The sequence below is a fragment of the Arthrobacter sp. H5 genome, from assembly GCF_000520595.1.
Taxonomy (GTDB): Bacteria; Actinomycetota; Actinomycetes; order Actinomycetales; family Micrococcaceae; genus Arthrobacter_D.
Genome location: NZ_KI914987.1, coordinates 1 through 1,044 on the forward strand (window position 1 = coordinate 1; position 1,044 = coordinate 1,044).

General features: G+C 63.8%; 1 protein-coding gene and 1 pseudogene. Both read right to left on the reverse strand.

Annotated features, from left to right (window positions below):
- A partial coding sequence (locus Y708_RS27430; RefSeq protein ID WP_216699750.1) for a putative periplasmic lipoprotein occupies positions 1 to 494 on the reverse strand: 494 nt, incomplete at its 3' end.
- A pseudogene (locus Y708_RS29710) lies at positions 491 to 1,044 on the reverse strand (hypothetical protein); the annotation flags it as partial. The pseudogene Y708_RS29710 and the gene Y708_RS27430, both read right to left, overlap by 4 nt.

The following is a 1,044-nucleotide window of genomic DNA, read 5'->3' on the forward strand; positions in this document are numbered from 1 at the left end:
AGTGGTGATTCGCTTGGTGGCGGTGGCGGTGGCGGTGGCGGCGGCGCTGGAACCAATGGGTCAAGGGCAGGGGGAGGTAGGGGCGGCAGTTCACCGGGTGCAGGCGTGGATTCCTTCAGTGACGGTGACGGTGACGGTGACGGCGTGGGCGTTTGTGGTTCGGGTACCAGTTGGGTTGGATCTGCCTGGTCACCGGCCCTGTCTTCGAGGTAAGTCCGGACGGCCGCGATGGCGTCTTCTATGCGCTGCTGCCGGTCGGGTGGAACGGCTCCGCTGGACGCCAGGGCGTCCAAGCGGACACTGAGCTCATTGAGAACATTTAGGGCTTCTTCGTAGTTTTCATCAACAGAGAATTGCGTCACGGCCAGCACGTCGGATTGGAGTTGCCGGGCTGCGGCCGGGCCGTAGCCGGCCGAAGTACTGCTGCACCCGCTGAGCAAGGCCACACTGACGCTTACCACCAGGGTGCGGCGCATGAATCCGGTCATTTTCATCGTGGTGCCACGCTGTCCTGTAGCTCCTCCAGCAGATCACCAAGTTCTCCGGGTGCTGCGGGGTAGTCAACGGGAACGGGGTCAGGCCCGTATCCGATATCGAGGATCGGCACTACGATCACGGCCACAACCAACAGCGCCGCTGCCAGGATAAGTGCTATCAACACCCATTGCATGGCGCTTGGTCCGCGGCGTTGCCTCGGCCGGCCTTGCTTTTCTTCCGGATACGGGTGAGTCGGCCCCCCGTCCGGTGGGGTGATGACGGAATGCGAGGGTAATTTCCCTGTCCGGATGGCGGTGGGCATGGCTGAAGTCGGCTGGCCATCCCGCGACGCGAAATCCCGCTGGCGGGGAGGGGCAGGGTCAACCGGCAGAACGGTCTTCGGGTACGGTGTCCAATAATCGACAGTGTCTAATCCGCGCGGAGCGCCGGGGCTGGGGCTGGGGAGGGAACGTAGCACTGAGGCTGTAACGGCCGCGGTGGGACGGTCCAGCGGATCCCGGGCGGTCATGGCATGGAGTAATTGGGTCCAGCCGTTACTCAGAGCTG